Raw genomic sequence first — 8,392 nt, forward strand, 5'->3', positions numbered from 1 at the left:
GCTCAAGGGAGACGCCGGGGCTGCAATACGACTGCCATACGCCGTTCATGAACGGGGTTCCGGACAGGTGCGAACGGGGCTTCCGGGCGGGGTGCGGCACGGGGTCGCGCGGGGAGCGGCGGGCGTAGGACCAAGGTCTCAGACCTGTCCCAACCACCCGACAGGTGTCAAACTCGGTCGAGGACCTTACTCTGTCGACCATGACCGCCCTGGAATCACGCGACACCGCTGTCGCAGACCTCGCTCACACCCCGCCGGACGCCGAGGGTGACGAGAGCACCGTGCTGAGCCGGTCCTATCGGGCGCTCAGCATCGGGATGGTGTCCGTCGTGCTGCTCATCGCCTTCGAGGCGACCGCCGTCGCCACCGCGATGCCGGTGGCCGCGCGGGATCTGGACGGGGTGTCGCTGTACGCGTTCGCGTTCTCCGGGTACTTCACGACCAGCCTGCTGGGGATGGTGCTCGCCGGGCAGTGGTCCGACCGCAAGGGGCCGCTGGGCGCGCTGACCAGCGGAATCGCCGCCTTCGCGGCAGGGTTGGTGATGTCCGGCACGGCGCAGGCGATGTGGCCGTTCATCGCGGGGCGGGCCGTGCAGGGGCTGGGCGGCGGACTGGTGATCGTCGCGCTGTACGTCATCGTCGGCCGCGCCTATCCGCCCCGGCTGCGCCCGGCGATCATGGCGGCGTTCGCCGCGAGCTGGGTCGTGCCGTCGGTGGTCGGACCGCTCGCCGCCGGGGCGGTGACCGAGCAGCTCGGCTGGCGGTGGGTGTTCCTCGGGATCCCCGTGCTGGTCGTCTTCCCGCTGGCGCTAGCGCTGCCGCAGATCCGGCGGCGCGCCGCGGGTCCCGTGAGCGGGGAGGTGGCGGCCTTCGACCGGCGCCGGATCCGGCTCGCCCTCGCGATCTCCGTGGGCGCCGGGCTGGTCCAGTACGCCGCCCAGGACCCGCGCCCCGGCTCGCTGCTCCCGGCCGCCGCGGGCGCCGTGCTGCTCGTGCCCGCCGTCCTCGGCCTGCTGCCGCACGGCACCTGGCGGGCGGCCAGGGGACTGCCCTCGGTCGTGCTGCTGCGCGGGCTGGCGGCCGGTTCCTTCGTCGCCGCCGAGTCCTTCGTACCGCTGATGCTCGTCACCCAGCGGGGGCTGTCGCCGACGGCGGCCGGGTTCTCCCTGGCGGCGGGCGGCGTGACCTGGGCGCTGGGTTCGTGGGTGCAGTCCCGGCCGAGGATGGAGCCGTACCGGGAGCGGCTGACGACGGTCGGCATGGTGCTGGTCGTGGCCGCCGTCGCCGTGGTTCCCAGCGTGCTGATCCACTCCGTGCCCGTCTGGACCGTCGCTGTCGTCTGGGCGTTCGGCTGCCTCGGCCTGGGTCCGGTGATCTCCTCCACCGGCGTGCTGCTGCTCCAGCTCTCCGCCCCCGAGGAGGCGGGCGCCAACTCCGCCGCCCTCCAGATCTCCGACGGCCTCTCCAGTTCCCTGCTGCTCGCGGCCGGCGGTGCCGCCTTCGCCGCACTCGGCGGCGGCTCCGTCGCCGACGCCACCGGGGCCCGCCCGGCGGCCTTCGCCGCCGTGTTCCTGCCGATGGCGGCGGTGGCGCTGCTGGGGGCCTGGGTGACCACGCGGCTGCGGGAGCGGTGACGTGAGCCCGCGCGCCGACGGCCGTCGGCGCGCAAAGCGTGACCTTTCTCGCCCCGGTCCCGGTGGCGATCTCGGGGCCGTATCAACGGAGATGACGTACATCCTGGTCATCGGCGTGATCTCGGGCCGGGCGACGGCGCCGGGTTGACCGTGGGGACTGTGAGGTGGGTCCCAACCGGCGGTGACGCGGGCTTGTCCACGCTTCGTCGAGGTCGGGCCGCCGGTAGGGTGGCCCGGTTGTCATACGTAGCCGAGCCGCATCGACCCCCACCCGGAGACCGTGACTACTGCCGCCGCCACCTCCAGCTCGTCGAGTTCGTCGCACTCGCACCACCTCTCACCGGCCTTCCCGGGCCGTGCCCCCTGGGGCACCGCCAGCAAGCTGCGTGCCTGGCAGCAGGGGGCGATGGAGAAGTACGTCCAGGAGCAGCCGCGTGACTTCCTCGCCGTCGCCACCCCCGGCGCCGGCAAGACGACCTTCGCGCTGACGCTGGCCTCCTGGCTGCTGCACCACCACGTCGTGCAGCAGGTGACGGTGGTCGCGCCGACCGAGCATCTGAAGAAGCAGTGGGCGGAGGCGGCCGCGCGGATAGGGATCAAGCTGGATCCCGAGTACAGCGCGGGTCCGCTCAGCAGGGAGTACCACGGCGTCGCCGTCACCTACGCCGGTGTCGGGGTGCGGCCCATGCTGCACCGCAACCGGTCCGAGCAGCGCAAGACGCTGGTCATCCTGGACGAGATCCACCACGCCGGCGACTCCAAGTCCTGGGGCGAGGCCTGCCTGGAGGCGTTCGAGCCGGCCACCAGGCGGCTCGCGCTGACCGGTACGCCGTTCCGGTCCGACACCAACCCCATCCCCTTCGTGACGTACGAGGAGGGCAACGACGGGATCCGGCGCTCCTCGGCCGACTACACGTACGGCTACGGCAACGCGCTCGCCGACCACGTCGTGCGGCCGGTCATCTTCCTCTCCTACAGCGGCAACATGCGCTGGCGGACGAAGGCGGGCGACGAGATCGCCGCCCGGCTCGGCGAGCCGATGACCAAGGACGCCGTCTCGCAGGCCTGGCGCACCGCGCTCGACCCGCGCGGCGAGTGGATGCCCAGCGTGCTGCGCGCCGCCGACCAGCGGCTCACCGAGGTCAGGAAGGGCATCCCGGACGCGGGCGCCCTGGTGATCGCCTCCGACCAGGACTCCGCGCGCGCCTACGCCAAGCTGATCCGCGAGATCACCGGGACGAAGGCGACGCTCGTCCTGTCCGACGACACCGGCGCCTCGAAGCGGATCGACGACTTCAGCGCGAGCACCGACCGCTGGATGGTCGCCGTCCGCATGGTGTCCGAGGGCGTCGACGTACCGCGGCTGGCGGTCGGCGTGTACGCCACCACCATCTCCACCCCGCTGTTCTTCGCCCAGGCCGTGGGGCGTTTCGTGCGGTCCCGGCGGCGCGGCGAGACCGCGTCCGTCTTCCTGCCGACCGTCCCCGACCTGCTCACCTTCGCCAACGAGATGGAGGTCGAGCGCGACCACGCCCTCGACAAGCCGAAGAAGGAGGGCGAGGAGGACCCTTACGCCGAGTCCGAGAAGGAGATGGACGAGGCGAACAAGGAGCAGGACGAGGACACCGGCGAGCAGGAGCAGTTCTCCTTCGAGGCGCTGGAGTCCGAGGCCGTCTTCGACCGGGTCCTGTACGACGGCGCCGAGTTCGGCATGCAGGCCCACCCGGGCAGCGCGGAGGAGCAGGACTACCTCGGCATCCCGGGTCTGCTGGAGCCGGACCAGGTGCAGTTGCTGCTCCAGAAGCGGCAGGCCCGGCAGATCGCGCACAGCCGCCGCAAGCCGGACGACCAGGCCGATCTGCTCGAACTGCCCGCCGAGCGGCGACCGGTCGTCTCCCACAAGGAGATGATGGAGCTGCGCAAGCAGCTCAACACGATGGTCAGCGCGTACGTCCACCAGAGCGGCAAGCCGCACGGGGTGATCCACACCGAGCTGCGGCGCGTGTGCGGCGGACCGGCGAGCGCCGAGGCGACGGCCGGGCAGCTGCGGCAGCGGATCGCCAAGATGCAGGAGTGGGCCACCCGGATGCGCTGAGGCCGGGCCGGGCGGGCGTGGTCGGGCCGCGTGGTGGAGCGCGCGCGGTGCGCAATGCGCCGTACGTACCGGGACAAAGACAGCTAGTCCCCACCGGTCGGTGACCGGATTCTGGACGGAGCCTTCCGCTGAGCGAACCGGCTTCGCTACTGTCCCGCTACGCACACGCCCCGTGGCAGCGCCGCCGCGGAGCGCAGCCGTGAAGCGACCGTGCCCGGACCTGCCGGGCCGTCCTGCCGATCGGCGGCCTCTGAAGCGCGTCGTGGACGGGACTCCATGACGCATCCGCCGCGAGGGGTCGCCGGCCTCACCACCTAAGGAGTGGGCGTCGTGACCGCGGAGACCTCCCAGACGCTCGACCGGGGACTGAGAGTCCTCAAACTGCTGGCCGACACCGACCACGGGCTGACCGTCACCGAACTCTCCAACAAACTGGGCGTCAACCGGACCGTTGTGTACCGGCTGCTCGCCACCCTGGAACAGCACGCGCTCGTACGACGGGACCTGGGCGGGCGAGCCCGGGTCGGGCTGGGTGTGCTGCGGCTGGGCCGCCAGGTGCATCCGCTGGTCCGGGAGGCTGCGTTGCCCGCCCTGCGGGCGCTGGCCGAGGACATCGGCGCCACGGCGCACCTCACCCTGGTGGACGGGTCGGAGGCGCTGGCCGTGGCCGTGGTCGAGCCGACGTGGACGGACTATCACGTGGCCTACCGGGCCGGGTTCCGGCATCCGCTGGAGCGCGGGGCCGCGGGCAAGGCGATCCTCTCCGCCCGGCAGCAGACCTCGGAGGAGCCGGGGTGCATCCTGACGCACGGCGAGCTGGAGGCCGGGGCGAGCGGCGCGGCCGCGCCGCTGCTGGGCGTGACCGGTGTCGAAGGCAGCGTGGGTGTGGTGATGCTCGCGGACGCGGTGCCGGAGCGGGTCGGGCCGCGCGTGGTCGACGCGGCCCGGGAGGTCGCGGAGGCGCTGCGCTGAGGCGTCGCTCCGAGGCGTTGGGCCGAGGCGGGGACCGCGGCGCTGTGCGGCGGGGCCGAAGTCCGGGAGGGCCGGGAGCGACCGGCCCCCGGTCCGTCGGCGCCGCCGCGTTAGATTGATCCTGTGCTCTCTCGCCTCACACGCCTCCAGGCTCTCACCGTCTGCGCCGTGCCCGTCGTGGCCCTGCTCGCCACGGCGGTCTTCGCGCCGCTGCCGTTCTCGATCGCGCAGCCCGGTATGACGGCCGACGTCCTCGGCAAGAACCAGGGCACCCAGGTGATCACCATCTCCGGTGCGCCGGTCCGCGGGACAAGCGGGCAGCTGCGGATGACGACCATCGAGGCGACGGGCCCGGACACGGACGTCTCGCTGAGCCAGGTGATCGACGGCTGGTTCGCCAAGGACCGGGCGATCATGCCGCGCGACGCGGTCTACCCGGGCGGCGGCAACACCAAGGAGATCGAGCAGCACAACACCGAGCAGATGAAGCAGTCCCAGGACGCGGCGACCGAGGCTGCGCTGGGCTATCTCCATCTGACCGACAAGAACGTGAAGGTCACGCTGAAGCTCGCCGACGTCGGCGGCCCCAGCGCGGGACTGCTGTTCTCCCTGGGGATCGTCGACAAGCTCGACGGCAACGGCAGCGGCGGCGACCTCACGGGCGGCCGGACCGTGGCCGGCACCGGGACGATCACCGCCGACGGCCAGGTCGGCGCGGTCGGCGGAGTGGGGCTGAAGACGCAGGCCGCGCGGCGGGACGGGGCCACGGTGTTCCTCGTGCCGAAGGACGAGTGCGCCGACGCCAAGTCCCAGCGACCCGCGGGACTGCGACTGGTTCCGGTGACCACCCTGAAGGGCGCGATCAGCTCCCTGGTGGCGCTGGAGAAGGGCAAGGGCTCGGTTCCGAGCTGCTGAGGCAGAGGGCGCGAGCTCTCGCCGGTCTCAGTGCGCGAACGCGGGCCTGGGCGGGTTGGCCAGGCGCAGCCCGACCTCGACGAGGGTCCAGCCCAGTCGGGTACGGAGTTCGCGGGGGCGCCGGGCTTCCGCGGCCAGTCGGTGGCTCTCGGCCCGGTCGCGGAGGTCGGTGGCGTGGTGCGCGGCGAGCTGGCTTTCGAGCTGCATCTCGGTGTTCCTCTCAGTCCGTGCGGATGGGGAAGAGGTGCGTGTGGATCCGTACCGTCTCGGTGTCCCGGTCGTCCGTGTTGCGGCCCAACTGCCGGTAGTTATCGACCAGTTCATGCATCTTGGCGACGAGTTCGGCGGCCAGCGCGGGTGTCAGCCGTAGGGTCGCGTCGCTCATGTCGGAGCCGTCGGACCAGTCCTTGGACCAGTCGTTCCGGGTGACGAGCCAGGAGGACAGCTCGTGGGCGTGCATGTTCGCCATCTCGTGCAGGAACGCCTCCGCCACTCCCCGTATCTCGGGGTCGGCGTCGTCGAAGTCGGTGGTGTCGAGGAACAGTCCCTGGTCCACCGCCTGCCACCAGCGCTCCCGTCCCTTGCCCTGCTGCGGCGCGTCCTCGACGAAGCCGTGGGCGGCGAGCTGACGCAGGTGGTAGCTGGTCGAGCCGCTCGACTCGCCGAACCGCTCGGCCAGTTGCGAGGCGGTCGCCGGACCGCGCTGCCGCAGGGCCTCCAGCAGCTGCATCCGGAGCGGGTGCGCCAGCCCCCGCAGCGAACGGGCGTCGAGTTGACGCCGCTTCCGTTCCTCGTGCTCCGTCATGCGTACAAAGATAGCGCTGCAAAGAATCCCTTGCAACGCTTTCTTTGCAACTCGCCTCTCCGTATGTCGCCGTGCCGTCGTGCCGACCGCGCCGGCCCGTGTCTCGCCGGTCGGGTCGGGTCGGGTCGGGGCAGGTCAGGCCGGGTCCCGGTCCTCCGCCGCCTGTTCCACCAGCGGGATGATCCGCAGCGGAACGGCGTTCTCCATCACGATCGCGGTCGAGGCCCGGACGATCCCGTCGAAACCGACGACCAGGTCGATGACGCGCTGGAGGTCGGCGTTGGAGCGGGCCACCAGCCGGCACAGCATGTCCCCGCCGCCGGTGGTCGTGTGCAGCTCCAGCATCTCCGGCACGGTCGCCAGGTGGGCCCGTACGTCCGCCCCCTGCCCCTGCCTGATCTGGAGGGTGGCGAACGCGGTGACGGGGTAGCCGAGGGCCGCCGGATCGACCTGCGGCCCGAACCCGCGGATGACTCCGTTGGACTGGAGCCGGTCCAGCCGTGCCTGCACGGTCCCGCGCGCGACCCCCAGTCGCCGCGACATCTCCAGCACGCCGATACGCGGCTCACGGGCCAGCAGCACGATGATCCGGCCGTCCAGTCGATCGATCGCCATGCCCGCGCCTCCGTGGTGGTCATCATGTACAGAAAGTCCGCCGTCACGGGCATTCTGCTGCACAGATTGCCCAATGAATACGCGAACTATTGCGCACCTTGCAGGGCCGGGACAGGCTGCCGCCATGACCCAGACCACAGACCACACTCCCGACACGACCGCCCGGCAGGACGATCCCTTCCCGGTCAAGGGAATGGACGCGGTCGTCTTCGCCGTGGGCAACGCCAAGCAGGCCGCGCACTACTACTCCAGCGCCTTCGGCATGCGCCGGGTGGCCTACTCCGGACCGGAGAACGGCAACCGCGAGACCGCGAGCTACGTGCTGGAGAACGGCTCGGCCCGCTTCGTCTTCACCTCCGTGATCAAGCCCACCACCGCCTCGGGCCAGTTCCTGGCCCAGCACGTGGCCGAGCACGGCGACGGTGTCGTCGACCTCGCCATCGAGGTCCCGGACGCCCGCCGCGCGTACGCCTACGCGATCGAGCAGGGCGCCCGCTCGGTCGCCGAGCCCTACGAGCTCAAGGACGAGAACGGCACGGTGGTCCTGGCCGCGATCGCGACGTACGGCGAGACCCGCCACACGCTCGTGGACCGCTCCGGCTACGACGGCCCCTACCTGCCCGGCTTCGTGGCCGCGGGACCGATCGTCGAGCCGCCCGCCCAGCGCACCTTCCAGGCCGTCGACCACTGCGTCGGCAACGTCGAGCTCGGCCGGATGAACGAGTGGGTCGGCTTCTACAACAAGGTCATGGGCTTCACGAACATGAAGGAGTTCGTGGGCGACGACATCGCGACCGAGTACAGCGCGCTGATGTCGAAGGTCGTCGCCGACGGCACGCTCAAGGTCAAGTTCCCGATCAACGAGCCCGCCGTCGCCAAGAAGAAGTCCCAGATCGACGAGTACCTGGAGTTCTACGGCGGCGCCGGCGTCCAGCACATCGCGCTCAACACGAACGACATCGTGCGCACCGTGCGGACGATGCGCGCGGCCGGCGTGGAGTTCCTGGACACCCCCGACTCCTACTACGACACCCTCGGCGAGTGGGTCGGCGACACCCGTGTCCCCGTGGAGACCCTGCGCGAGCTGAAGATCCTGGCCGACCGCGACGAGGACGGCTACCTGCTCCAGATCTTCACCAAGCCGGTCCAGGACCGTCCGACGGTCTTCTTCGAGATGATCGAGCGGCACGGCTCGATGGGCTTCGGCAAGGGCAACTTCAAGGCCCTGTTCGAGGCGATCGAGCGCGAGCAGGAGAAGCGCGGCAACCTGTAACCGCCGCCGCGACCGCACGCGAGGACGGGCCGACCGGCACCCGGTCGGCCCGTCCGGCCTGCCGCCCCCGGCCGCCCGCACGC

The 8,392-nt window shown here is 71.3% G+C and carries 8 protein-coding genes; 5 read left to right on the top strand and 3 right to left on the bottom strand.

Going from position 1 to position 8,392, the window contains the following annotated elements; genetic code table 11:
• Positions 1–200 precede the first annotated feature (200 nt).
• From FNH09_RS42225 to FNH09_RS42240, 4 genes are all read left to right on the top strand, one after another.
• Positions 201–1,634 (top strand): MFS transporter, encoded by a 1,434-nt coding sequence (locus FNH09_RS42225; RefSeq protein ID WP_152895161.1) that lies wholly within the window; start codon positions 201–203, stop codon positions 1,632–1,634.
• A gap of 280 nt (positions 1,635–1,914) precedes the next feature.
• On the top strand, positions 1,915–3,729 hold the full coding sequence (locus FNH09_RS42230; RefSeq protein WP_162469916.1) for a DEAD/DEAH box helicase family protein: 1,815 nt from the start codon (positions 1,915–1,917) through the stop codon (positions 3,727–3,729).
• 330 nt (positions 3,730–4,059) lie between these two features.
• The gene (locus tag FNH09_RS42235; RefSeq protein ID WP_162469917.1) at positions 4,060–4,701 is read left to right on the top strand and encodes a helix-turn-helix domain-containing protein; all 642 of its coding nucleotides are present in this window, start codon (positions 4,060–4,062) and stop codon (positions 4,699–4,701) included.
• A 123-nt stretch (positions 4,702–4,824) separates the two neighbouring features.
• A complete protein-coding gene (locus FNH09_RS42240) occupies positions 4,825–5,616 on the top strand; it encodes a S16 family serine protease (RefSeq protein WP_162469918.1) in 792 nt (263 codons plus the stop codon).
• Between the two features lie 27 nt (positions 5,617–5,643).
• Here FNH09_RS42240 and FNH09_RS42245 read toward each other — a convergent pair whose 3' ends face one another.
• From FNH09_RS42245 to FNH09_RS42255, 3 genes are all read right to left on the bottom strand, one after another.
• The gene (locus tag FNH09_RS42245) at positions 5,644–5,823 is read right to left on the bottom strand and encodes a hypothetical protein (RefSeq protein WP_152895162.1); all 180 of its coding nucleotides are present in this window, start codon (positions 5,821–5,823) and stop codon (positions 5,644–5,646) included.
• Positions 5,824–5,836: 13 nt separating this feature from the next.
• Positions 5,837–6,421: an ArsR/SmtB family transcription factor gene (locus FNH09_RS42250; RefSeq protein WP_152895163.1), complete on the bottom strand. Its 585-nt coding sequence runs from the start codon at positions 6,419–6,421 to the stop codon at positions 5,837–5,839.
• A gap of 135 nt (positions 6,422–6,556) precedes the next feature.
• Complete coding sequence (locus tag FNH09_RS42255) at positions 6,557–7,036, bottom strand: Lrp/AsnC family transcriptional regulator (protein ID WP_152895164.1); 480 nt, start codon at positions 7,034–7,036, stop codon at positions 6,557–6,559.
• A 124-nt stretch (positions 7,037–7,160) separates the two neighbouring features.
• Between FNH09_RS42255 and hppD the strand changes: the two genes are divergently transcribed.
• The gene (gene hppD, locus FNH09_RS42260) at positions 7,161–8,309 is read left to right on the top strand and encodes a 4-hydroxyphenylpyruvate dioxygenase (RefSeq protein ID WP_152895165.1); all 1,149 of its coding nucleotides are present in this window, start codon (positions 7,161–7,163) and stop codon (positions 8,307–8,309) included.
• Positions 8,310–8,392: the final 83 nt, after the last annotated feature.

The sequence above is a fragment of the Streptomyces adustus genome (genome assembly GCF_009377175.1).
GTDB lineage: Bacteria > Actinomycetota > Actinomycetes > Streptomycetales > Streptomycetaceae > Streptomyces > Streptomyces adustus.

Excerpts from the sequence above, each read along its gene's own strand:
- hppD (WP_152895165.1), top strand. The coding sequence starts at position 7,161 with ATGACCCAGACCACAGACCACACTCCCGACACGACCGCCCGGCAGGAC.
- FNH09_RS42250 (WP_152895163.1), bottom strand. The coding sequence starts at position 6,421 with ATGACGGAGCACGAGGAACGGAAGCGGCGTCAACTCGACGCCCGTTCG.
- FNH09_RS42255 (WP_152895164.1), bottom strand. The coding sequence starts at position 7,036 with ATGGCGATCGATCGACTGGACGGCCGGATCATCGTGCTGCTGGCCCGT.
- FNH09_RS42225 (WP_152895161.1), top strand. The coding sequence starts at position 201 with ATGACCGCCCTGGAATCACGCGACACCGCTGTCGCAGACCTCGCTCAC.
- FNH09_RS42245 (WP_152895162.1), bottom strand. The coding sequence starts at position 5,823 with ATGCAGCTCGAAAGCCAGCTCGCCGCGCACCACGCCACCGACCTCCGC.